Source organism: Bradyrhizobium sp. HKCCYLS2038 (assembly GCF_051167655.1).
In the GTDB taxonomy this organism is placed as follows: Bacteria; Pseudomonadota; Alphaproteobacteria; order Rhizobiales; family Xanthobacteraceae; genus Bradyrhizobium.
On sequence record NZ_JBNPTM010000013.1, the window covers coordinates 97,303 to 119,662 of the forward strand.

Consider the following 22,360-nt stretch of genomic DNA (forward strand, 5'->3'; position numbering starts at 1 on the left):
TGATCGAAATCAGATGACTGAGTCTGATCGGTTCGCGGTGCTCTACTGCGCAACATGCGCTTCTTTTGAAAGCTTCAAAGCGCGCGAACAAGAAAAATCTCGTCGTCACGACAATCTCTTGAGCCGACGCGGCCGACGGATCTGTCGTTCGTTAGATGAGTTCTATGCCGCGAATCGTCACCCCCGAATACCTGTGTGTTAGGAGCACCGACGTACCGAGTTGGTACTTGGAATGTTGGGGTGTCAGGATGGTTTGTTGCGTTCGGGTGAGGGATGCTGCGTTCACGAACGCGTTCAGAGTGGTGAGCTCGCTGGCGCTGACTTTGACAATCGGCGGCGTTGAGCAGGCGTTGGCTCAGACCAAGCTTCCCGATGTCACCGTCGACGCGCCGAAGCCGAAGGCGCGGCAGACCACATTGAGGCCTCAGGCAAATTCGACACGGACGGCGCAACAGCGCCGCGTTGCTCCACGCGCTTTGCCGCCGGCCGCCCCCGTGGCTTACGTGACGCCGTCCACGGGCACGGTCGGTGCGCCGCCGTCACCCTATGCCGGCGGCCAGGTGGCCAGCGGCGGCGGCCTCGGACTCCTCGGCAATCGTGGCGTGATGAACACGCCCTTCAACCAGACGAGCTTCACCTCGAAGACGATCCAGGATCAGCAGGCACGGACGATCCGCGATGTTCTGATCAACGATCCCTCGGTGCGCACGATCCAGGCCGCCGGCGGCGGCGCCGACAGTCTATTCATCCGCGGATTCTACTACGATAGCGGCGACTACGCCCTGAACGGTCTCGCCGGCATCGCGCCATATTACTCGACGGGAGCCAATTTCATTGAGCGCGTCGAACTGCTGAAGGGCCCGGCGGCGCTGCTCAACGGAATGACGGTCGGCGGCACCGGCGCCTCCAGCGGCGGCGCCGTCGGCGGCAGCGTCAATCTCGTCACCAAGCACGCGCTGGATACAGACATCACGCAGCTGACGGCGACGTACGCCTCCAAGACGCAATTCGGCGAACAGATCGACGTCAGCCGCCGCTACGGCGAGCACAAGGAATGGGGTGTGCGGCTGAACAGCAAATATTCGAACGGTGATACCCCATGGAACCGGCAGACCGACGAATTCGGCAATGCTCATCTCGCGGTCGACTATCACGGCGATCGGGTCCGCATCGACGCCGATATCGGCTATCAGGCGGACAATCTGAACCCGCCATTGCGGTTCTTTGGCGTAGGTCCCGCCGTCACCAGCATTCCAGCGCCGCCGCCGTCCGGTACCAATTTTCAGGTTCCGTGGGCTTACTACGTGCCGACCGATTTCTTCTCGACGGTGAGGGGCGAGGTCGATCTGAGCGATCGCATCACCGCCTATGCCGGGTTCGGCTATCACGACAGCAACATCAACTACCGCTATCCGTCTCCGGTGCTCTCGAGCAACGCCGGAATTTTGACGTCGACTCCGGGAACAGGTAGCGAGACGTACAAGACATATGCTGGGGAGGCCGGGCTGCGCCTGACCGCCGATACCGGTCCGATCAACCATGCCGTCAATGTCGGCTATTCGATCACCGACCGTACCTATACCCAGAAGGTGGTCGCCGGCCTGATGCCGAGCTGGAGCCTGTACAGGGAGCCAACCGATATCGCGTTGCCAAGCTTCCCCACGGTTCAGAGCAATCAGATCGTCGGAGCCGATCTGTGGAGCGTCGGCGTCTCCGACACGATGTCGATCCTCGACAAGAGGATCCAGCTCACGGTCGGTGTGCGCCGGCAGACCGCCGGGACCGAGATCACCAATTACCTTCCGAACGGCGTCAGCCGGCCGTTTCAGGACACGTCCGTCTGGACGCCGGCCTATGCGCTGGTCGTGAAGCCGGTCGAGCAGGTCGCGCTCTATGCCAATTACATCGAAGGTCTGCAGACCCCGGCCGTCGTGACCAGCAACACCTACAACAATGTCGGGACCGTGTTTCCTCCTGGACAGACCAAGCAGATCGAGACCGGCATCAAGGTGGACTTCGGCCGCATCACCACGACGCTCAGCGCGTTCGACATTTCCAAGCCCAGCATCATCAGTGTCACGACTGCGGGAGTCGCGAAGCCGGACCAGGTACTCAACGGCCTGCAGCGAAACACCGGCGCGGAGTTCAACGTGTTCGGCGAGATCACGCCGGCATTCCGCCTGCTTGGCGGCGTGGCCTATACGCACGGCGTGCAGGAAAAGACCCAGGGCGGCTCGACCGACGGCAAGCGGGCCGTTGGCGTCCCCGCCTTGACCGCAAACCTGGGAGCGGAGTGGGATACGCCGTTCGTGCGCGACCTCACTTTGACCGGCCGCGTGGTCTACACGAGCGTGCAATATGTCGACATCAAGAACACGCTCTCCTTGCCGGATTGGACGCGCGTGGACCTGGGTGCGCGCTACACCTTCGCTTCGCCGTGGAACGGCAAGCCGATCGTGCTGCGCGCGAGCGTCGAGAACGTGTTCGACAAGGCGTATTGGGCCTCCGCTTACAGCGGCGTGATCACCTTGGGAGCGCCGCGCACCTATCTCGTCTCCACGACTTTCAACTTCTGAGACCTTGGGCGTGGCCCACGCGGCGCGATCGTCGCAGCGTGGGCCATGATGCCGTCACGGTTGCCAGGGGATGTCGGCGGCTGCTGGCGCAGTTTGGAATGAAAAATGGTTGAGCCGCATCTGCCCGAACGGGTGGTGACCGTGTTGCTGTCCAGTGATTATGCGCGGCTCGTCGGCCGGACCCCGTCGGAGCGCCTCGATTATCTCGTCGACATCGCCTCGCTGCATACCCGTGACGAGTTGCTGCGCCGTCTGGACCTCGGGCGCGGGTTGGTGCGTCAGGTCGAGACCTGGCTTGGCTTTCACGGTCGGCGCTTGCGCCGGCCGAATGAAAGTCTCGACGTCGTCGTGTGCGGGCTGGAGTTTCGGAAACGCCGGAGTCGGCGCTCGCGCGTCGTGGCACGACGGCGGCGGCTGACGACCAGCACCATCGCGAAGGACTAGCGTCGCACAAACGTGAGTGGCTCAGGTATGCCAGAACGTCAGGCCGCCGTTGGTTGACCAAGTCGGCCGCGAACTCATCGCCCCTGTTTCCGCGTCGCATCATACAAAATGAGACTCGTCGTCAAGGTGACGCCGGGATGACTTACGCGCGGCCTCGCGCCATCCGCTAGCTTCCGTGGCGATGGGGGTGCTCGGCACTTGCAAGACAAGATGCCGTGAGCTCGCCGCCACCAAGGCCAGCAACGACAGGCCGGCACATTCGTGTGCTCCAGCAATTGGCGACAAGGGAGGAGTTCGATGCACATGCGACGCGTAGGGTTCGCCGCGGTTACGGCGCTTTTGCTGTCGGGTACGGCGTACGCGCAGGAGAAGATCAAGGTTGGCGTCACGGCGACGCTGGAGGGCACCTACACCGTGCTCGGTGAGGACGGCATGCGCGGTCATGTCACCGCCTTGAACGTCCTCGGCAAGAAGATCGGCGACAAGGAGTTGGAGTTCGTGGTGGCCTCGACCGACGCCACGCCGGACTCGGCGGTGCGCGCCGTACGCAAGCTGATCGAGCAGGACAAGGTGCAGATCCTGCTGTCGCCGCTGTCCGGCGACGAAGGCATCGCGGTGAAGAACTTCGCCAAGACGCATCCGGAGCTGACGTTCGTCAACGCCGCCTCGGGCGCGCAGGAGGCGACCTATGTCGATCCCGCGCCGAACTTCTTCCGCTTCAACATGGATGGCGCGCAGTGGCAGGTCGGCCTCGGCAAGTATGCCTTTGAGACAAAGGGCTATCGCAAGATCGCGACCGTCGGCGAGGACTACTCCTTCATCTACACCCAGGTGTTCGGGCTGGCGCTGGAGTTCTGCGGTCTCGGCGGCAAGATCACCAGCCGGCAATGGGTGCCGCTCGGAACCAAGGACTTCGCCTCGGTGATCGCGGCGCTGCCCGACGATGTCGACGCCATCTATCTCGGGCTCGGCGGCGCCGATGCCGTCAACTTCCTCAATCAGTATCAGCAGGCCGGCGGCAAGGCGCACTTGATGGGCGGCTCGATCATGATCGACCAGACCATCCTGTCGTCGAAGGGCAACGCCAAGAACGCGCTGATCGGCACCATCGCGGCTTCCGGCCAGGCCGATACCTGGGAGGATCCGCGCTGGCAGAAGTTCGTGAAGGCTTATCAGGACTCGTTCCCGCCGGAGAAGCGCTTCCCGAGTCCGTCGCTGCTCGCTACCAACTATTACGGTTCGACCATGGCGCTGGTCCTGGCGCTCCGCGAGGTCAATGGCGATCTGTCGAACAACCAGGCCAAGCTGAAGGAGGCTCTGGCCAAGATCGAGATCGACGCGCCGAACGGCAAGATCAAGCTTGATTCCAACCGGCAGGCGATCGGCACCAACTTCGTGACCGAGGTCGTGGACGACGGCAAGGGCGCGCTGTTCAGCAAGGTCGTGAAGGTGATCCCGGACGTCAACCAGACCCTGGGCTACGACGCGGCCGTCTTTGCCAAGATCGGCCTGCCGAGCCGGACCGTGCCTGAATGTAAGAAGTACTGACCTTTTGTCGAAAGCGCGACGCGGCTCGAGCAGGCTCGGGCCGCGTCTTCGCGTCTCTTGCTTTTGGCGGCGCAATGATCGACGCTGACGCATAAGCAAGAAGTCATTCTTGGTGGGGAAGTGATGAGTAGGGCGCTTTCCGTTTTTCATGCCCGCTTCGGTCGCGCGACGGTCTACCAGCTCAATCGGCCGTTCAACGTGCATGCCCATCGCGAAGGGCATCTGATCTTCCATGTCGGCGGGACCCCGGCCGATATCGACGTTTGTGACCAGCGCTATCAGCTTGGCGAGGACTGGATTGTCGCGGTCAATCCGTGGGAGCCGCACAATTTCCTGCCCAACGACATCGGCAACGGCGCCATCTTTTTTGTCCTCTACGTGAACGCGGAGTGGTTCGCGCCGCGGGCGGCGCGCGAGCAGAGTCTGCGGTTCGGTCGTACCTGTTTCAGGCGGACGGCGTCGCTCGATCGCTGTATTCGCCGCACTGCAGCGCTGGTTTGTGGGGCGCCATCTCTCGGCTGCCTCGACGGTGAATTGCGCCAGCTGATCGACAGCTGCTACGAAGAGAGCTGGCGGATGCCGGAGTTCACGACCGAGCGGCCATGCGCCGAGGTCACCGATTTTCGTGTTCGCAAGTGCATCAAGCTGATGTCCGACAGTCCCTGCGCCGAGATCGAGCTCGATGACATCGCGCGGGAATCGGGCCTGTCGCGGCCGCATTTCTATCGGCTGTTCCGCAGCCAGACAGGCGTGACGCCAAACCTCTATCTCAATACGCTGCTGATGGAGCGGGCGCTGGATGCGCTGGTCGCAACGGAATCGCCGATCGCCGACATCGGCTTCGATCTGGGATTCTCGTCGCAAAGCGGTTTCACCCGGTTCTTCGCCGGCAATGTCGGAATGGCGCCGACCGATTATCGCCGCGTTGCGAAGGTGCTGCGCGCCTGACGCGCGCGGCCGTGCATCGCGCGAAAAGAGACTGTCGATCAAACACGCGCGCTCGTCCCTCGCTACACTCCACTGAACGCGATCCGGAACAGGGTCCGACGAGGGAGGATGAGCGATGGCCGGCAGACCCGGCGATCTACGGCTGGATGCGTGTTGCCGCTTTGAGCACGGAGCGGTTCGGCCAGCTGTGAGGGAGGACCGATGAGTCGTTTCATCGAGCGTCACCCGATCTGGTCGCTTGTCATCCTTCTGGTCGTCGCGCTGTTGGCCTGGTTGATCTTTGCTGTCTGGCCGCCGGGGCTGGAGGAGGCGATCGGCCGCAAGAAGGTGTTCCTGAGCGCGGTCTTCAACGGCATCACGCTGGGTGGACTCTACTTCCTGGTGGCGAGCGGCTTCACCTTGATCTTCGGCCTGATGCGCAACGTCAACCTCGCGCACGGCTCGCTCTATCTGTTCGGCGGCTATATCGGCTACGGCATCTCGGCCGCGACCGGCTCCTGGATCCTCGCGTTCATTGCTGCTTTCGTGGTCGTCGCGGTCGTCGGCGTCCTGCTGCAGCTGCTGGTGTTTCGCCGCATGGAAGGCCAGGACCTGCGCCAGACCATGGTGACGATCGGGCTCTCGATCGTGTTCGCCGATCTGATGCTGTGGGCGTTCGGCGGCGACTTCTATCAGGTGCAGACGCCGGCCTGGCTGATCGGCCCGGTGCAGCTGCCGCTGATGACGGCGATGAAATCCTCGGGCGAAGCGGTGTTCCTGCAATATCCGCTGGTACGGCTGGTGATCTTCTGCGGCTCGGTCGTGATCGGCGTCCTGATGTGGCTCGCTCTCAATCGTACGCGTGTCGGCATGATCGTCCGCGCCGGCGTCGACGACCGCGAAATCCTGGCTGCCACGGGCGTCCAGATCCAGCTCGTGTTCGTGCTGGTGTTCGCGCTCGGCGCAGGCCTTGCCGGGATTGCCGGCGTCGTCGGCGGAACCTTCCAGTCGATTTCGCCGGGCGAGGACACGCGCTTCCTGCTGGCCTCGCTCGTGGTCGTCATCGTCGGCGGCATGGGCTCGATTCCGGGGGCTGCGTTGGGCGCGCTGATCATCGGCCTCGCCGAGCAGCTCGGCTCGGTCTACATCCCGACCTACGCGATCGTCGTGACCTTCCTGATCATGGTGCTGGTGCTCGCGCTCCGGCCCCAGGGCCTTCTGGCGAGGCGGTGAGATGTCGCTGATCCAGGAGGCACGGGCGCGAGAGGGAATGCTGGCGGGCAGGGCCGCGGAGCAGCCGGCCGCGGCGTGGTCGGTGACCGAGAACCCATGGGCCTGGGCATTGGCGGCGCTGCTCCTGATCATGCCGATCATCGCCAATGGCTTCTTCCTCATCGAGATCTTCGGCACCACCCTGATCCTCGGCACCATCGCGCTGAGCCTGATGTTCCTCGCCGGCTATGGCGGCATGGTCAGCCTGATGCAGCTGACCATCGCCGGCTTTGCCGGCTACATGGTCGCGGTGTTCGGCGTCAGCGGCAACGCCAATATCAGCCTGGGCTGGCCGTGGTGGCTGGCGACGCCGATGGCGCTGGTGCTCGCGGTGCTGTTCGGCACGCTCGGCGGCGCGCTGGCGGTGCGCACCGAGGGCATCTACACCATCATGATCACGCTCGCGATCGGCGCGGCGTTCTACTACTTCACCAATCAGAACTGGGCGATCTTCAACGGTCACACCGGCATCAACACCATCGCCACCCCGCACTTCCTCGGCGTCGACTGGCGGACAGACATCGCGTTCTATTATCTGACGCTGGCGGTGGCTGCGCTGTGCTATGCCGCGGTGCTGTATCTGTCGCGGGCACCGTTCGGTCTGGCGCTGCAAGGCGTGCGCGACAATCCGAGGCGGATGGCCGCGCTCGGTTTCAACGTCAATGCGCACCGGATCGCCGCCTACGCATTCGCGGCCCTGATCGCCGGGCTCGGCGGCGTGCTGCAGGTCTGGAACTACCGGCAGATCTCACCAGGCTCGGTGGCCGTCGAGCGCTGCATCGATATCCTCATCGTCGCCGTGGTCGGCGGCATCACGCGCCCGGTCGGACCCTATATCGGGGCCTTCATCTTCGTCATCCTGCGCACCTTCGCACTCGACTTCCTGGTCAAGGTCGGACTCGACGGCAACCGCTTCCGTTTGCTGATCGGGCTCGGCTTCCTCGCCATCGTGTTCTGGTCATCGGACGGCGTCATCGGCCTCTACGAGCGCTGGCGCAAGCGGGGCCAACAGAAGGAGACGCGGCCGCGTCCGGGAGGGCACGGCCATGGATAGGGTCGCGGACCGTCTCTCGGCACTCGGCTCGGCCGCTGCGCTCGAGCTGCGCGGCGTCACGCGGATGTTCGGCGCGCTGGCCGCGCTGACCGACATCACCATCACGGTTCGGCCGGGCGAGCGGCGCGCGGTACTGGGCTCGAACGGCGCCGGCAAGACCACCTTGTTCAACTGCGTCACCGGCGACTTCCTGCCGACCTCGGGCACGATCCGTTTCTTCGGCGAGGACATCACCGCCTTTCCGCCGTATGAGCGGATCCGCCGCGGGCTGCGGCGGACGTACCAGATTTCGGCATTGTTTCTCGGCCTGACCGTGCGTGACAATGTCTATCTGGCGTGCCGCGGCGTCTCCCGCGCGCGCTTCTCGATGCTGCGTCCCCGCGCGAACGACGCGCTGATGCAGACGGCGGAGCAGCTGATCGAGGCGGTGCATCTCACGCCGGTGCGCGATCAACTGGTGTCGGAGCTCGCCCACGGCCAGCAGCGGCAGCTCGAGATCGCATTGGCGCTCGCCGGTGCACCGCGCTTCATCCTGTTCGACGAGCCGGCGGCGGGCCTGTCGCCGACCGAGCGGCGCGAGCTGGTCGAGATCCTCACGTCGCTGCCGCAGCATATCGGCTACATCATCATCGAGCACGACATGGACGTGGCGCTGCGCGTCGTCGAGAGCGTGACGATGATGCACAACGGCCGCATCTTCAAGGAGGGCGCGCCGCACGAGATCGAATCCGATCCCGAGGTGCAGGAGCTCTATCTCGGAGGCGGCCATGAATGATCGCAGCCGCACCGTGCCTGCGCTCGAGGTCCGCGGCCTCGATGTCTATTATGGCCACTCCCATGCGTTGCAGGGCGTCGATCTCCGGCTCGACAGCGGCGTGTTCTCGCTGGTCGGGCGCAACGGCATGGGCAAGACCACGCTGTGCAAGGCGATCATGGGTCTGCTGCGGCCCTCCGGCGGCTCGGTGCGGCTGCGCGGTGACGACATCACCGGGCTCAATCCCGCACGCATCGCCCGTCTCGGCGTCGGCTACGTCCCGCAGGGGCGGCGTCTCTGGCGCTCGCTCAGCGTCGACGAGCACCTGCGGCTCGCGGCCGGCATGCGCCGCGGCGCCTGGACGATCGAGCGCATCTACGAGACGTTTCCGCGCCTCGCCGAGCGCCGCAACAATGGCGGCGGGCAATTGTCGGGCGGCGAGCAGCAGATGCTGGCGATCTCCCGCGCGCTGCTGACCAACCCGCAGCTCCTGATCATGGATGAGCCGACCGAGGGGCTCGCGCCGGTCATCGTCGCCCAGGTCGAGGAGATGCTGATCCGGCTCGGCCAGGATGGCGACATTGCCGTGCTCGTGATCGAGCAGAACATCGGCGTTGCCACCGCGATCTCGCCCCGCGTCGCGATCATGGTCAACGGCCGCATCAATCGCATCATCGACTCCGCGCGGCTTGCGGCCGACCGCGAGCTGCAGCAGCGCCTGCTCGGCGTCGGCCAGCACGCGGGCGACGAGACCGATCTGGGCAACGAGCAGGTCCGGGACGAGCCGACCGCGCGCACCGCGGCACCTGCAGCAGCGCCGAAGGCGGCGCCGGTGAAGGTCTACGTTTCCAACCCGGTGCTGCCGACGCGCTGGTCGCAGCCGGTGCCGATCGCGCAGATCGAGGCGAAGGCGCGCACGGTCTCGACGAGCGTCACACGGCTGGAGGAGTCGGCACGACAAGGCCGAGAGCGCAGCGCGCCGACGACATCCGGGCCGCCGGCGGTGATCGTGGTCGGCACGCTCGACACCAAGGGCGACGAGCTGCGCTTCATCCGCGACATTATCGCCGGCCACGGGCTGCGGACGCGTCTGGTCGATGTCTCCACTAGCGGCAGGCATATCAGTTGCGACGTCTCGGCCCAGGAGATCGCGCTCAATCATCCCCGCGGCGGCTCGGTCGTGTTCGGCGCCGATCGCGGTGCTTCCGTCACCGCGATGGCCGAGGCGTTCGCGCGCTGGCTGCGCCGGCAGGACAACGTCGCCGGCATCATCTCGGCCGGCGGCTCCGGCGGCACCTCGCTGGTCGCGCCGGGCATGCGTGAGCTTCCCGTCGGCGTGCCCAAGCTGATCGTCTCGTCCATCGCCTCGGGCGACGTCGGCGCCTATGTCGGCCCGGCCGACATCGCGATGATGTACTCGGTCACCGACGTCCAGGGCCTCAATTCGATCTCGCGGGCGGTCTTGAGCAATGGCGCGAACGCGCTCGCCGGCATGGTCGCGGCGCGTCAGCAACAATCCGCGGCGATCGATCGTGCCAAGCCGCAGCGGCCCGCGATCGGCATCACGATGTTCGGCGTCACCACGCCCGCGGTGCAGAAGATCACGGCCGAGTTGCGCGACGATTATGAGTGCCTCGTGTTCCACGCCACCGGCGTCGGCGGTCGCTCGATGGAGAAGCTGGTCGACTCCGGCATGCTCGCCGGCATCATCGATCTCACCACGACCGAGATCTGCGACCTGCTGATGGGCGGCGTGTTTCCAGCAACCGAGGATCGGTTCGGCGCCATCATCCGCAGCCGCGTGCCCTATGTCGGCTCGGTCGGTGCGCTCGACATGGTCAATTTCGGCGCGCCCGACACCATTCCGGAGCGCTATCGCGGCCGCAAGTTCCACGTCCACAATCCGCAGGTGACGCTGATGCGGACGACGGCGGCGGAGAATGCGCAGATGGGGCGCTGGATCGGCGAGCGGCTCAACCGCATGGACGGGCCCGTGAGGTTCTTGCTGCCGGAGAAGGGTGTCTCGGCGCTCGACGCGCAGGGCCAGCCGTTCTTCGACCGCGAGGCCGATGAGGCGCTGTTCCGCAGCCTCGAGCAGACGGTGCGGCAGACCTCGAACCGGCGGCTGATCCGCGTGCCGCATCATATCAACGATAATGAGTTCACAGCCGTCATCGTCGGCGCGATCAGGCCGATGCTCGGGCGGCTGCCGGCGCGGCGCAGACAGGCGAGGTGATGGGGATGCCGAGATATGAGCGCGCACCGCTGTTGAAGAAGTTCCGCGACATGGTGCGCCGGGGCGTGCCGATCATCGGCGGCGGCGCCGGCACCGGCCTGTCGGCCAAATGCGAGGAGGCCGGCGGTATCGACCTGATCGTGATCTACAACTCCGGCCGCTACCGCATGGCCGGCCGCGGCTCGCTCGCCGGGCTGATGGCCTATGGCGACGCCAATGCGATCGTCGTGGAGATGGCGAGCGAGGTGCTGCCGGTCGTGAAGAGCACGCCGGTGCTCGCGGGCGTCAACGGCACCGATCCGTTCCGCGACATGGATGTGTTCCTCGATCAGCTCAAGACGCTCGGCTTCACCGGCGTGCAGAATTTCCCGACCGTTGGCCTGATCGACGGCACCTTCCGCGCCAATCTCGAAGAGACGGGCATTTCCTATGCGCTGGAGATCGACATGATCGGGCGGGCGCGTGACAAGGATCTGCTGACGACGCCCTACGTCTTCAGCGAGGCCCAGGCGGCGGGCATGGCGATCGCCGGAGCCGACATCATCGTCTGCCATCTCGGTCTCACGACCGGCGGCTCGATCGGCGCGCAGACCGCGCCGAAGCTGGAGGAGTGTCCGAGCCTGATCGACAGCTGGGCGTCAGCGGCGCTCAGCGTCAACCCGGAGATCCTGGTGCTCGCGCATGGTGGCCCGATCGCCGAGCCGGCCGATGCCGAGTTCATTATGAAGCAGACCAGGAATTGCCACGGCTTCTACGGCGCCTCCTCGATGGAGCGGCTGCCGGTGGAGCGGGCGCTGACGGAGCAGGTGCGACACTTCAAGGCGATCAGTTCGCGGCCGCGCCGCGTCTGAGACGACAACAGGAGATCCGGCAGCAATGGCGCCGAGCGCCAAGCTCGCCGGACGGAAGACCGAGGGAGGAATGGAGATGTCCGGGGTTCTGATCGGTGAGCTGATCCTTTGGCTGATCATAGCTATCATCGTCATCGTGGTCGCCGTCTACATCATCAATTGGCTGTATCATCGCTCCTCGAAGGAGGTCTCCTTCGTCCGCACCGGCTTCATGGGCGAGCGCGTCGTGATCAATGGCGGCGCCTTCGTACTGCCGTTCATCCACGACTATACGCCGGTCAACATGAACGTGCTGCCGATGGGGATCACGCGTTCCAGGCAGGACGCCGTCATCACGCGCGACCGGATGCGCGTCGACATCGAGGCCGACTTCTATGTGCGGGTGCAGCCGACCCGTGAAGCCGTCTCGATCGCCGCAGCAACGCTCGGCCGCCGCACCCTCGCACCCGAGCAGTTGCACGCGCTGCTGTCCGGCAAATTCGTCTCAGCGCTGCGCTCGGTGGCTGCGGAAATGACGATGGAGCAGATGCACGAGCAGCGTTGGGACTACGTGTCGCGCGTGAAGGCGGCGGCTGCTGAGGCGCTGGCCCAGAACGGCCTCGAGCTGGAATCGGTCGCCATCACCGACCTCGACCAGACCGATCTCGAGTTCTTCAACCCGTCGAACCGGTTCGATGCCGAAGGCCTGACCCGGCTGATGGAGGACATCGAGAGCAGGCGCAAGCTGCGCAACGACATCGAGCAGGACTCGATGATCAAGATCCGCACCCGCAATCTCGAGGCCGAGCGCGAGGCGCTGGACATCGAGCGCGAGAGCGAGACGGCGCGGCTGGATCAGGAGCGCGACATCGAGATGCGCCGCGCGTTGCAGCGGACGGAAGTCGCGCGCGAACGGGCGCTGCGCGAGACCGAGGCCGAGCAGGCGCAGATCTCGGCGCGCGAGACGATCGAGAAGGCCCGCATCGCCAACGAGCTGACGATTGCGGAGGCGCGGATCGCGGCCGAGCGCGACACGCGGCAGCGCGAGATCGAGCGCACGCGGGCGGTCGAAGAGCGCGAGCTGCTCGCCCGCGAGGACATCGAGAAGGCGCGGATCGCCAACCAGCGCGCCATCGACGCCGCACGGATCGAGTCCGAGCGTGAGGTGCGCCAGCGCGACATCGAGCGGACCCGCACCATCGAGGAGGCGGAGATCGCCGCGCGCGAAGCCGTCGAGAAGGCGCGCATTCAGCAGGACCGCGTGGTCTCGGATGCGCGCATCGCCAATGACGAGGAAACCAGGCGCCGCGAGATCGAGCGGACCCGCGCCATCGAACAGGCCGAGATTGCGGCCCGCGAGGCGACCGAGAAGGCGCGGATCGCCCAGACCATGATGGTCAATCTGGAGCGGATCGGCTCCGACGAACGCACCCGCGCCACCGAGATCGCGCAGGTGCGCGCGATCCAGGAGGCGGAGATCGAGGCCCAGAAGGCGGTCGAGGTGGCCAGGATCGCACGCGAGCAGGCGCTCTCGGCGGACCGCATCGCCGCCGAGCACGCCACGCGCAAGCTGGAGATCGAGCGCAATCAAGGCATCGAGATCGCCGGCATCGCCGCGCGCGAGGCCACGGAAGCGAGCCGCATCGCGCAGGAGGAGCGGGTGCGTGCGCTGGAGATCGCGCGCATCAGGACCATCGAGGAGGCCGACATCGCCTCGCGCGAGGCGATCGAGGCCGCGCGGATCGCGCAGGAACTCGCAATCGCCGAGAAGCGTATCCGCTCGGAGCAGGAGACGCGCGGCATGGAGATCGCGCGCACCGAAGCCGTGGAGGCCGCCGATCTCAAGCGGCGCGAGGCGGTGGAGCGGCGCCGCATCGAGGTCGAGCTGGCGCTCGAAGCCGAACGCATCACATCGTCGCGGACCCGCGAGGTGCTCAACATCGATCAGAAGAAGGCGATCGAGCTGGCCGATGAGGTCAGGGTGATCGAGCTCGCCGCCAAGCGCGCCGAGCGGATCGATGCCGACCGGCAGGTCAAGGAGGCCGAGATCGTCGCGCGCAAGCAGGTGGAGACCGCCGACGTCACGCGCGAGCAGGCGCTGGAGGCCGTGCGGCTGGAGCGCCGCCGCGCCATCGAGCAGCTTGAGGTCGCGCGCGTGCAGTCGCTGCAGGAGGCCGAGATCGCCGCGCGCGAGGAGGTCGAGCGCGCCCGCATTGCGTCCGATCGCGGTCTCGACGAGGCCCGCATCGGGCGTGAGCGCGAGTTGCGCAAGCTCGAAGTGAACCGCGAGAAGGACGTCGAGACGGCGCTGATGGAGAAGGCCATCGCGCTGTACCAGAAGTCGCTGGAGGAGTCCGCCGCCAAAGTGACGGCGGAGGAGGCCCGCACGCGCGCCACCGAGGCGGCCGAGAAGGTCATCACCGCGCGCGAGAGCGAGATCGCGCGACGACGCAAGACGGTCGAGGTGCTGATCGCCGAGAAGCAGGCCGAGGAAACCAAGATCGCCGCAGATGCCGAACGGGTGCGTGCCGCCGTCGAAGCCGAAGCACAGCGTCTGCTCAACGAGGCCGAGAACGTGCTGACCGACCAGGCGCGCTATTCGCTGTTCCGCCGCAAGCTGCTCGACCGCATCGAGGGCATCGTGCGCGAGAGCGTCAAGCCGATGGAGAAGATCGAGGGCATCCGCATTCTCCAGGTCGACGGCCTCAACGGCAATGGTGGCAACGGGAATGGCGGCCGCAGCGCCACCGACGAGGTGATCGACTCCGCGCTGCGCTATCGCGTCCAGGCGCCGCTGATCGACTCGATCCTCTCCGACATCGGCGTCGAGGGCGGCAGCCTTGCCAAGATGCCCGGCCTGATCCGCGAAGCCCGCGACATGCAGGGCATTCGGAAAGAGACGTCGGCGAAAAAGGATGCGGGCGGTGGCGGCACCGGCGACGGCTCGCCGCCGGAGCAGCCCACTGACCGCGGCCCACGCAAGAAGGGTTGATGCGAGATGGCGAGGGTTTACGTCTCCACGGTCGTCAATGCCCGCAATGATCGGGTCTGGGCGCGCGTCCGCGACTTCAACGGGCTACCGAACTGGCATCCGGCGATCGCAGAGAGCCGGATCGAGGGCGGCGAGCCCGCCGACAAGATCGGCTGCGTCAGGGATTTCCGCCTGCGCAATGGCGACCGCATTCGCGAAAAACTGCTCGGCCTGTCCGACTACGACATGTTCTGCACTTACTCGATTCTGGAATCACCGATGGGGGTGTCGAACTACGTGGCGACGCTCCGCCTGACGCCGGTCACCGATGGTGACAAGACCTTCCTGGAATGGACGGCCGAGTTCGACTGCGCGCCCGAGCGCGAAGCCGACCTGGTCGGCTCGATCGGCGGTGGCGTGTTCCAGGGTGGCTTCGATGCGCTCAAGCGCGCGTTCGGAGGCTAGTGCCGTGCCGCACGTCGTCAAGAGCACCATCATCGACGCCCCGACCGACCGGGTGTGGGAGGTGCTGCGCGACTTCAACGGTCATGACCGCTGGCATCCGGCGGTCGCGATCTCGGCGATCGAGCGTTCGCAGACCTCCGACAAGATCGGCTGCGTCAGGCGCTTCCGGCTGAAGGACGGCTCGGAGCTGCGCGAGCAACTGCTGGCACTGTCCGATCTCGAACAGAGCTTCAGCTACTGCCTGCTCGATACGCCGGTCCAGCTGTTCAACTACGTCGCCCATGTCCGGCTGCTGCCGGTGACCGACGGTGACCGGACGTTCTGGCACTGGGAAAGCCGCTTCACGACCCGGCCGGAACAGTCGGAGGCGCTGACGCGCATGGTGGCGGAAGACATCTATCAGGCTGGCTTCGAGGCGATCCGGTCGCATCTGAAGCAGGCCGCATGACCGACGAGGTGAACCGATGCCGGTGACGGTGAAGACATTCCAGGCGTTGAGCGAGGCGGCCTCCGCGCTGTCGTCGGACCGCGCCGCGCGCTACCTCGGCGGCGGCACGCTGGTCATGCGCGATCTCAACGAAGGCGACGTCTCGATCGCGACCGTGGTCCGCGCCACCGATCGCGCGCTGCAGAGCATCGACGCGGCCGGCGCACGCATCCGCATTGGCGCCGGCGTCACGTTCGCCCGCGTGCTGGCCGAGCGCGATCTTGCCTTCCTGCATCCGGCGGCGCGCTCGATCGGCGGGCCGGCGGTGCGCAACATGGGCACGGTCGGCGGCAATCTGTTCGCGCTGGCGCCATTCGGCGATTTCACCGTGGCGCTGCTGGCGCTGGACGGCATGGTCTCGGTGCAGGGCGGGTTTGGCCTGCGCGACATTTCGATTGAGGAGTTCCTGCAGTCGCGCGACCGCCAGGCCGGGGCCTTGGTCGTCGCGGTCTCCTGCCTACGGCCGGCGTCGGCCGATGCGTTCCGCTATCGCAAGATCGCGCGCATCAAGCCGAAGGGCGGATCGGTGGTCACCATAGCGGCATATGTTCCTCAGAGCAGCGGCCGCGTCACCGGCGCCCGGATCGCGCTGGGCTCGATGGCCCCGACCGCGATCCGCGCCAAGGCCGCCGAGCGCGCCCTCGAAGGCCGGCCGCTGGATGCGAGCGCGATCAACGCCGCGGCGGCGGCTTCGGGCGAGGGGACGGCGCCGTCGGACAATTCGCTGGCGAGTGCTTGGTACCGCCGCGAAGTGGTCGGCGTGCATCTGCGCCGGCTGCTGTCGGGACAGGAGAGCTAAGCCATGGCGAAGACCCCGCTCCAGTTCCGCCACAACGGCCGCGACGTCGCGCTGTTCGTCGACGGCGGCACCAACCTGCTGGTCGTGCTGCGCGAGATGGTCGGCGACGTCACGCCGAAATTCGGCTGCGGGCAGGGCGGCTGCGGCGCCTGCACCGTGCTGATCGACGGCGATGCGCATCTGTCGTGCCTGACGCTCGCCGAGGCCGTCGAGGGCCGCGCCGTCGAGACGCTCGACGGCATCAAGACCGGCCCAAACCTGCACCCGCTGCAGCGCGCCTTCGCCGAAGGGTTTGCCGCCCAATGCGGTTACTGCACGCCGGGCATGCTGATGGCGGCCAAAGCGCTGCTCGACCGCAACCCGCAGCCGAGCCGCGAGCAGGTCGTGGAAGCGATCTCCGGCAACATCTGCCGCTGCACCGGCTACGAGCCGATCATCAATGCGGTGCTGGCGGCGGCAGCGTCGCTGCGCGCGAGCGCTTAAGGGGAGATCGCCATGCTGGAATTGCGCAAGGACATCTTCGCCGACGAGCGCGACGACAATCTCAACGAGGTCGGCAAGGGCACTCAGCGCCAGGACATGCTGGGTCACGTCACCGGCACCTCGTCCTATTTCAACGATCACAAGCTGCAGGGCATGCTGCATCTGAGGGTCGTCAGGTCGACGCAGCCGCATGCAAGGCTGCGCCGCATCGATACCAGCGAGGCCGAGCGGAGCGAAGGCGTGCGGCGGATCATCCGTGGCGCCGACGTGCCGCGCAATCTCAACACGCTGCTCAGCCTGATCAATTTCGGCAAGGACGACGAGCCGACGCTCGCGGTCGACAAGGTGCGCTACAAGGGCGAGCCGATCGTCGCGATCGTGGCCGACACACCGCGCGCGGCGGCCGAGGCCGCGGCCAAGGTGCGCGTCGACTACGAGACGCTGCCGGCGGTGTTCGATGTCGAGGAGGCGCTGAAGCCGGGGGCGCCCACGGTCAACGAGACCTATCCGAAGAACACGTTCACCTATCACGATCGCTACGACCATCAGAAGCTGCGATTCGGCGATGTCGAGCGCGGCTTCGCCGGCGCCGATCACGTGCTGGAGCAGCGCTATCAGATGTCGCCGATCGAGCATGCGCCGGTCGAGACCAACGGCTCGATCGCCGCGCCCGATACGAATGGCCGCTACGTCGTCTACACCTCGACCCAGGCGCTGTTCTTCTCGCTCGACACCTGCGCCAAGATCCTCGATCTGCCGTCGAACACCTTCCACTTCATTGGCGGCACAGTCGGCGGCGGCTTTGGCGGCAAGGTCGATACGCTCACCGAGCCGCTCGCGATTCTCGCGGCGATGCTGACCGGACGTCCCGTGCGCTACGTGTTCGGTCGCGAGGAGGAGATGCAGTTCGGGCCGCCGCGCGGCGCCGAGCGCATCTACATCAAGGACGGCGTGATGCGCGACGGCCGCATCGTCGCGCGGCAGATCCGCGGCTATTTCGACTCCGGCGCCTATACGCGGTTGTCGAGTTACGCGGTCGTCAAATGCGCCGCGCATCTGCCGGGTCCTTATACGATCCCGAACGTCCACGGTGACATCTATTGCATCTTCACCAACCGCACGCCGGCGACCGCGATGCGCGGCTTCGGCATCACCGGGATGGACTTCGCGCTCGAATGCCAGATGGACAAGTTGGCGCATCTCATCGGCATGGATCCGATGGAGTTCCGGATCCTGAATGCGTACCGCGATGGTGACATGAAGGCCCATCGCCGCGAGGCCAAGAACACCGCTCTGATCGAATGCGTGCAGGTCGCAGCCGAAAAAGCGAAGTGGCCGATCCGTGACGAGTTCCGACGGATGTCGTCGCGCAAGGATGGCGGCGGTACCAGGGCGGCGGTGCCAGCGACGCCGCGCGAGCCGGTGAGTGCGAGGCCTGCAGCGGCGCAGCAGCGCACGAGCTACGATCGCGGGCTTCCGATCTCGCCAACGCCCGAGCCGCCACCACCGCCGCCGCAGAGCCCCGCGCCGTCTCCGTCGCATGGCGCGACGCGGTTCTCGTCGGTGTTCGGCACGAGGAGGCGCTGAGATGGCCAGGCACCGAGGCCGCGGCATGGCGGCAATCAACTATCCCATCGGCATGAATCTCGGCGGCGATCCGAGCCAGGCGCTGGTGCATTCCAACCCGAGCGGCAAGTTCACCGTGGCGCTGTCGTCGATCGATCTCGGACAGGGCATGAAGTCGGTCACGCGGCAGATCTGCGCCGAGACGCTCGGCGTGCCCGTCGAGGACGTCTATGTCGACACGGCGGACTCCGACACCGGCCCGCATTGCATGGGGTCGTTCGCCTCGCGCGGCACCCATCGTGTCGGCAATGCCGTGATGGCGGCGGCCAAGGAGGCGCGCGGCGTCATGATGGAGGCGGCGGCCGAGGAGCTCGAGGTCAACGCTGCGGATCTCGAAACTGACGGCCGCGGCAACATCCACGTCAAGGGCGCGCCGCACCGCTCGATCTCGGTGAAGGACGTCGCCATCGCCGCGCAGTTCCGCCAGGGCAAGACGATCTCCGGCCGCGGCATCTTCCTGGTGCCGCTGTCGGACGTCGATCCCGAGACCGGCGAGATGTCGCCGGCGACCTGCTACGCGCATGCGTGTCTCGTTGCTGAGGTCGAGGTCGACGACGAGACCGGCGAGGTCGGCGTCATCAGGATGGACTCCGCCTATGAGCTGGGACGCGCGCTCAATCCGCGCCTCGTCGAGCAGCAGCTGGTCGGCGGCGCCTGGATGGGCATGAGCCACGCGCTGTATGAGACGACCGAGCCGTATTATCCGGACCCGAAGCAGGGGCCGCGTGACTTCGTCGAATATCTGATGCCCGGCCCGGGCGACATCTGCCCGCACGACATCGCGGTGCTGGAACGCCCGGCGCCCGACGGCCCGTTCGGCGGCAAGGGCCCTGGCGAGATGTGCGCCAATCCGGTGCTGCCGGCGATCGCGAACGCGATCTTCAACGCCGTCGGCGTGCGCATCGACGAGCTGCCGATCACGCCGGAAAAGGTGCTGCGCGCGATCAAGTCCCAGGGCGGCGCACGGCCGCAGACGCGGCGGTGACGACGCATGGTGGTCCGCAGCAACATCGTCGGCATCGACTCGCCGCAGGCGCTGGAAAAGGCGCTGCGCGCGGCCTATTATCTCGCCGATGACGGGCTCTCGACCGCGGCCTATCTCGCCCTCGCGCTCGGCAAGCCGCTGCTGCTGGAAGGGGCACCGGGTGTCGGCAAGACGGAGGCGGCGAAGGCGATCGCGGCGGTGCTCGGCCGCAAGCTGATCCGGCTGCAATGCTACGAGGGCATCGATGCTGCCGCCGCGCTCTACGAGTGGAACTATCCGCGCCAGATGCTCGCCATCCGCCAGGCCGGCGAAGAAAGCATCGACATCTATGGCGAGAGTTTCCTGATCGAGCGTCCCATGCTCGCCTGCCTGCGCGCACCCGATGCGACCGTGCTGCTCATCGACGAAATCGATCGCGCCGACCAGGAATTCGAGGCGTTCCTGCTCGAATTCCTGTCCGACTTCCAGATCTCGATTCCCGAGCGCGGCACGGTCCGCGCCGCCGAGCGGCCGATCGTGGTGCTGACCTCCAATCGGACGCGCGACCTGCACGAAGCGCTGCGGCGGCGCTGTGTGTATCACTGGATCGACTATCCCGACGCGGAGCGCGAGGCGCGGATCGTGATGATGCGTGCTTCCAGCGTGGCCGAAGCCACGGCGCGCGCCGTCGTGACGGCGGTGGCGAAGCTGAGGCGCGAGCCGCTCAGCAAGGCGCCCGGAATTGCCGAGGCCGTGGACTGGGCCGAGGCTGCGACCTTGCTGAACCAGACCGGCGCGCGCTGGCCTGATGCCTTCAAGCGCTCGATCGGCGTGGCGCTCAAGGACGAGGAGGACCTGTCCTTCGTCGCGCCACGGCTCGACGCGCTGCTGGCGGAGGCGATGACATGACCGAGCCGCGTCTGCCACGTGCGACCGAGATCTTCCTCACCTTCGCCGCCCTGCTGCGGCGGAACGAGTTTGCGATTGCGCCGGAGCAGACCACCGCATTCCTGGCCGCGATCGAACTGTTGGGGCCGACGAGTCTCGATGACATCCGCCGCGCCGGGGCGGCGACCCTGGCGCCGCCGCCCGAGCGCCTCGCAACCTACAATCTGCTGTTCGACATCCATTTCGGCCTCTCCGAGGCCTCCGCTCTCGGCGAGACCGACGAGCAGGACGATGTCGTGCGGCTGCAGGAGGAGGGCGATGGCGCTGTCGATCCGGACCTCGCCCAGGAGCAGAACGAGTCCGGACTTGCGGCCACGCGGGCCGAGGCGCTGGTCGCGCGCCGCCTCGCGGCAACGAGCGGGGGCAACGCGCTGCTCCGTCTTGCACGTCAGGCCCGAGCCAGGCTGCCGAAGCGGCGCGGTCACCGACGCATGCGCGCGCGTCGCGGCAGCTTCGTCGACCTGCGACGGACGTTGCGCGAGAGCGTGCGGCGCGACGGCGAGGTACTGTCGCTGCGTCGCCTGAAGCGGCGGCCACGGCTGCGTCGTCTGCTATTGCTGATCGATGTCTCCGGCTCGATGAAGGCGCGCACCGAGGACAACATGCGGCTGGCGCATGTGCTGATGCAGGCCGTGCCGCAAGCTGAGGTCTTCACCCTGGGGACGCGCCTGACGCGCGTGACACGTCCGCTGCGGCTGAAGCGGCGCGAGCAGGCGCTGCTCGCGGCCTCGCATCTCGTCAGCGACTGGGACGGCGGCACGCGCATCGGCGAGGCGCTGCAGGCGTTTCTCGCCGTGCCGCGCTTCTCGACCTATGCGCGCGGCGCGGCGGTGCTGATCATTTCGGACGGGCTGGAGCGCGGCGATCACCAGACGCTCCGTGAGGCCGTGTGGAAGCTGTCGCTGCGCGCCTGGCGCCTGAGCTGGCTGACGCCGTTGGCGACAGGACCTGGCTTCAAGCCGCAGACCGAGGCCTTGCAGGCGATCGAACCTTTCGTCGACGACATCGTGGCTGGCGGCTCCGACGACGCCATCGTCAGCCACCTTCTGTCGCTGGCGCAGAGGAGGGCGGCATGACTGGCCATGTCGATGCGCATCATCACATCTGGCGCCAGGCCGATCTGCCCTGGCTGGTCGGACCGATGCAGCCGCGGATCTTCGGTCCGTACGAGTCGATCCGGCGCGACTATCCGATCGAGGAGTATCTCGCCGATATCGCCGGCAGCGGCGTGACGCAGTCGGTCTACGTTCAGACCAACTGGGCCAAGGACGGCTTCGAGGACGAGGCCGCATGGGTGCAGCAAACGTCCGAGCAGCACGGCTTTCCGCACGCGATCGTGGCCTACGCTGATCTCGCGGTCGATGATGCACGGCCGCAATTCGACCGGCTTGCGCGCTATCCGCTGCTGCGCGGCGTCCGGATGCAGCTGCACTGGCACGAGAACCCGCTGTATCGCTTCGCCGCTTCGCCAGATCTCTGCAGCGATCCCAGGATCCGCGCCAACATCGCCCGGCTCGCGGATTACGGCTGGTCGTTCGACCTGCAGGTATTCGCGGGCCAAATGGCCGGCGCCGCTGATATGGCCGAAAGCTGCCCGTCCGTGACCTTCATCCTGCAGCACGCGGGCATGCTGGAGGATTTTTCGCTCGCCGGTCGCGAGGAATGGCGCGCGGGCATGGAGCGGCTCGCCGCCTGCCGCAACGTCGTCAGCAAACTCTCAGGGCTCGGCACCTTCATCCGCCGCAACGACCCGGCGCATGTCGCCGGCATCGTATGCGAGACGATCGGTCTGTTCGGCGCCGAACGCTGCCTGTTTGGATCGAACTTTCCGATCGAGAAACTCTGGACTGACTACCGCACGCTCGTCGCCGGCTACGAGGCTGCCATTCGCGACCTCGACGTGTCAGCACGTGCGCAGGTGATGGGAGAGACCGCGCGGCGGGTGTATCGGCTTGCATGACGCTGCGCGCAACGAC

At 66.4% G+C, this 22,360-nt stretch carries 19 protein-coding genes; all 19 read left to right on the top strand.

Going from position 1 to position 22,360, the window contains the following annotated elements; translation table 11 throughout:
• Nucleotides 1-248: 248 nt before the first annotated feature.
• The 19 genes from ACQR1I_RS33975 to ACQR1I_RS34065 all read left to right on the top strand — a co-directional run bounded on the left by ACQR1I_RS33975 (nucleotide 249) and on the right by ACQR1I_RS34065 (nucleotide 22,344).
• Nucleotides 249-2,576 carry a TonB-dependent receptor gene (locus tag ACQR1I_RS33975; RefSeq protein WP_434869850.1) on the top strand — a complete coding sequence of 776 codons (2,328 nt, stop codon included), beginning with the start codon at nucleotides 249-251 and terminating at the stop codon, nucleotides 2,574-2,576.
• A gap of 105 nt (nucleotides 2,577-2,681) precedes the next feature.
• A complete protein-coding gene (locus ACQR1I_RS33980; RefSeq protein WP_434869851.1) occupies nucleotides 2,682-3,020 on the top strand; it encodes a hypothetical protein in 339 nt (112 codons plus the stop codon).
• 297 nt (nucleotides 3,021-3,317) lie between these two features.
• On the top strand, nucleotides 3,318-4,568 hold the full coding sequence (locus ACQR1I_RS33985; RefSeq protein ID WP_434869852.1) for an ABC transporter substrate-binding protein: 1,251 nt from the start codon (nucleotides 3,318-3,320) through the stop codon (nucleotides 4,566-4,568).
• A 123-nt stretch (nucleotides 4,569-4,691) separates the two neighbouring features.
• The gene (locus ACQR1I_RS33990; protein ID WP_434869853.1) at nucleotides 4,692-5,516 is read left to right on the top strand and encodes an AraC family transcriptional regulator; all 825 of its coding nucleotides are present in this window, start codon (nucleotides 4,692-4,694) and stop codon (nucleotides 5,514-5,516) included.
• 201 nt (nucleotides 5,517-5,717) lie between these two features.
• Nucleotides 5,718-6,728: a branched-chain amino acid ABC transporter permease gene (locus ACQR1I_RS33995; RefSeq protein WP_434869854.1), complete on the top strand. Its 1,011-nt coding sequence runs from the start codon at nucleotides 5,718-5,720 to the stop codon at nucleotides 6,726-6,728.
• Nucleotide 6,729: 1 nt separating this feature from the next.
• Nucleotides 6,730-7,821, top strand: a complete 1,092-nt coding sequence (locus tag ACQR1I_RS34000; RefSeq protein ID WP_434869855.1) for a branched-chain amino acid ABC transporter permease — start codon at nucleotides 6,730-6,732, stop codon at nucleotides 7,819-7,821.
• On the top strand, nucleotides 7,814-8,596 hold the full coding sequence (locus ACQR1I_RS34005; RefSeq protein WP_434869856.1) for an ABC transporter ATP-binding protein: 783 nt from the start codon (nucleotides 7,814-7,816) through the stop codon (nucleotides 8,594-8,596). The genes ACQR1I_RS34000 and ACQR1I_RS34005 overlap by 8 nt, the downstream gene beginning before the upstream one ends.
• Nucleotides 8,589-10,811: an ABC transporter permease gene (locus ACQR1I_RS34010; RefSeq protein WP_434869857.1), complete on the top strand. Its 2,223-nt coding sequence runs from the start codon at nucleotides 8,589-8,591 to the stop codon at nucleotides 10,809-10,811. Before ACQR1I_RS34005 ends, ACQR1I_RS34010 begins: the two co-directional genes overlap by 8 nt.
• A gap of 5 nt (nucleotides 10,812-10,816) precedes the next feature.
• Nucleotides 10,817-11,662: a phosphoenolpyruvate hydrolase family protein gene (locus ACQR1I_RS34015; protein WP_434869858.1), complete on the top strand. Its 846-nt coding sequence runs from the start codon at nucleotides 10,817-10,819 to the stop codon at nucleotides 11,660-11,662.
• A gap of 76 nt (nucleotides 11,663-11,738) precedes the next feature.
• A complete protein-coding gene (locus ACQR1I_RS34020; protein WP_434869957.1) occupies nucleotides 11,739-14,633 on the top strand; it encodes a flotillin domain-containing protein in 2,895 nt (964 codons plus the stop codon).
• Nucleotides 14,634-14,639: 6 nt separating this feature from the next.
• Entirely contained in the window at nucleotides 14,640-15,077 is a 438-nt protein-coding gene (locus ACQR1I_RS34025) for an SRPBCC family protein (RefSeq protein ID WP_006609919.1), read from the top strand.
• Nucleotides 15,078-15,081: 4 nt separating this feature from the next.
• A complete protein-coding gene (locus tag ACQR1I_RS34030; protein ID WP_434869859.1) occupies nucleotides 15,082-15,525 on the top strand; it encodes an SRPBCC family protein in 444 nt (147 codons plus the stop codon).
• Between the two features lie 16 nt (nucleotides 15,526-15,541).
• The gene (locus ACQR1I_RS34035; protein WP_434869860.1) at nucleotides 15,542-16,363 is read left to right on the top strand and encodes an FAD binding domain-containing protein; all 822 of its coding nucleotides are present in this window, start codon (nucleotides 15,542-15,544) and stop codon (nucleotides 16,361-16,363) included.
• Nucleotides 16,364-16,366: 3 nt separating this feature from the next.
• On the top strand, nucleotides 16,367-16,846 hold the full coding sequence (locus tag ACQR1I_RS34040; RefSeq protein WP_434869861.1) for a (2Fe-2S)-binding protein: 480 nt from the start codon (nucleotides 16,367-16,369) through the stop codon (nucleotides 16,844-16,846).
• Between the two features lie 12 nt (nucleotides 16,847-16,858).
• Nucleotides 16,859-18,433 (top strand): xanthine dehydrogenase family protein molybdopterin-binding subunit, encoded by a 1,575-nt coding sequence (locus tag ACQR1I_RS34045; RefSeq protein WP_434869862.1) that lies wholly within the window; start codon nucleotides 16,859-16,861, stop codon nucleotides 18,431-18,433.
• Nucleotide 18,434: 1 nt separating this feature from the next.
• Nucleotides 18,435-19,457: a xanthine dehydrogenase family protein molybdopterin-binding subunit gene (locus ACQR1I_RS34050; protein WP_434869863.1), complete on the top strand. Its 1,023-nt coding sequence runs from the start codon at nucleotides 18,435-18,437 to the stop codon at nucleotides 19,455-19,457.
• A gap of 6 nt (nucleotides 19,458-19,463) precedes the next feature.
• Nucleotides 19,464-20,345, top strand: a complete 882-nt coding sequence (locus tag ACQR1I_RS34055; protein WP_434869864.1) for an AAA family ATPase — start codon at nucleotides 19,464-19,466, stop codon at nucleotides 20,343-20,345.
• Nucleotides 20,342-21,460 (top strand): VWA domain-containing protein, encoded by a 1,119-nt coding sequence (locus ACQR1I_RS34060; RefSeq protein ID WP_434869865.1) that lies wholly within the window; start codon nucleotides 20,342-20,344, stop codon nucleotides 21,458-21,460. Before ACQR1I_RS34055 ends, ACQR1I_RS34060 begins: the two co-directional genes overlap by 4 nt.
• Nucleotides 21,457-22,344: an amidohydrolase family protein gene (locus tag ACQR1I_RS34065; protein WP_434869866.1), complete on the top strand. Its 888-nt coding sequence runs from the start codon at nucleotides 21,457-21,459 to the stop codon at nucleotides 22,342-22,344. Before ACQR1I_RS34060 ends, ACQR1I_RS34065 begins: the two co-directional genes overlap by 4 nt.
• Nucleotides 22,345-22,360: the final 16 nt, after the last annotated feature.

Bases quoted from the DNA above. Each gene is read 5' to 3' on its own strand.
- ACQR1I_RS34035 (WP_434869860.1), top strand. From the start codon at position 15,542: ATGCCGGTGACGGTGAAGACATTCCAGGCGTTGAGCGAGGCGGCCTCC.
- ACQR1I_RS33995 (WP_434869854.1), top strand. From the start codon at position 5,718: ATGAGTCGTTTCATCGAGCGTCACCCGATCTGGTCGCTTGTCATCCTT.
- ACQR1I_RS33985 (WP_434869852.1), top strand. From the start codon at position 3,318: ATGCACATGCGACGCGTAGGGTTCGCCGCGGTTACGGCGCTTTTGCTG.
- ACQR1I_RS33980 (WP_434869851.1), top strand. From the start codon at position 2,682: ATGGTTGAGCCGCATCTGCCCGAACGGGTGGTGACCGTGTTGCTGTCC.
- ACQR1I_RS34020 (WP_434869957.1), top strand. From the start codon at position 11,739: ATGTCCGGGGTTCTGATCGGTGAGCTGATCCTTTGGCTGATCATAGCT.
- ACQR1I_RS34065 (WP_434869866.1), top strand. From the start codon at position 21,457: ATGACTGGCCATGTCGATGCGCATCATCACATCTGGCGCCAGGCCGAT.
- ACQR1I_RS34045 (WP_434869862.1), top strand. From the start codon at position 16,859: ATGCTGGAATTGCGCAAGGACATCTTCGCCGACGAGCGCGACGACAAT.
- ACQR1I_RS34040 (WP_434869861.1), top strand. From the start codon at position 16,367: ATGGCGAAGACCCCGCTCCAGTTCCGCCACAACGGCCGCGACGTCGCG.
- ACQR1I_RS34005 (WP_434869856.1), top strand. From the start codon at position 7,814: ATGGATAGGGTCGCGGACCGTCTCTCGGCACTCGGCTCGGCCGCTGCG.
- ACQR1I_RS34015 (WP_434869858.1), top strand. From the start codon at position 10,817: ATGCCGAGATATGAGCGCGCACCGCTGTTGAAGAAGTTCCGCGACATG.
- ACQR1I_RS34010 (WP_434869857.1), top strand. From the start codon at position 8,589: ATGAATGATCGCAGCCGCACCGTGCCTGCGCTCGAGGTCCGCGGCCTC.
- ACQR1I_RS34050 (WP_434869863.1), top strand. From the start codon at position 18,435: ATGGCCAGGCACCGAGGCCGCGGCATGGCGGCAATCAACTATCCCATC.
- ACQR1I_RS33990 (WP_434869853.1), top strand. From the start codon at position 4,692: ATGAGTAGGGCGCTTTCCGTTTTTCATGCCCGCTTCGGTCGCGCGACG.
- ACQR1I_RS34025 (WP_006609919.1), top strand. From the start codon at position 14,640: ATGGCGAGGGTTTACGTCTCCACGGTCGTCAATGCCCGCAATGATCGG.
- ACQR1I_RS34060 (WP_434869865.1), top strand. From the start codon at position 20,342: ATGACCGAGCCGCGTCTGCCACGTGCGACCGAGATCTTCCTCACCTTC.
- ACQR1I_RS33975 (WP_434869850.1), top strand. From the start codon at position 249: ATGGTTTGTTGCGTTCGGGTGAGGGATGCTGCGTTCACGAACGCGTTC.
- ACQR1I_RS34055 (WP_434869864.1), top strand. From the start codon at position 19,464: ATGGTGGTCCGCAGCAACATCGTCGGCATCGACTCGCCGCAGGCGCTG.
- ACQR1I_RS34000 (WP_434869855.1), top strand. From the start codon at position 6,730: ATGTCGCTGATCCAGGAGGCACGGGCGCGAGAGGGAATGCTGGCGGGC.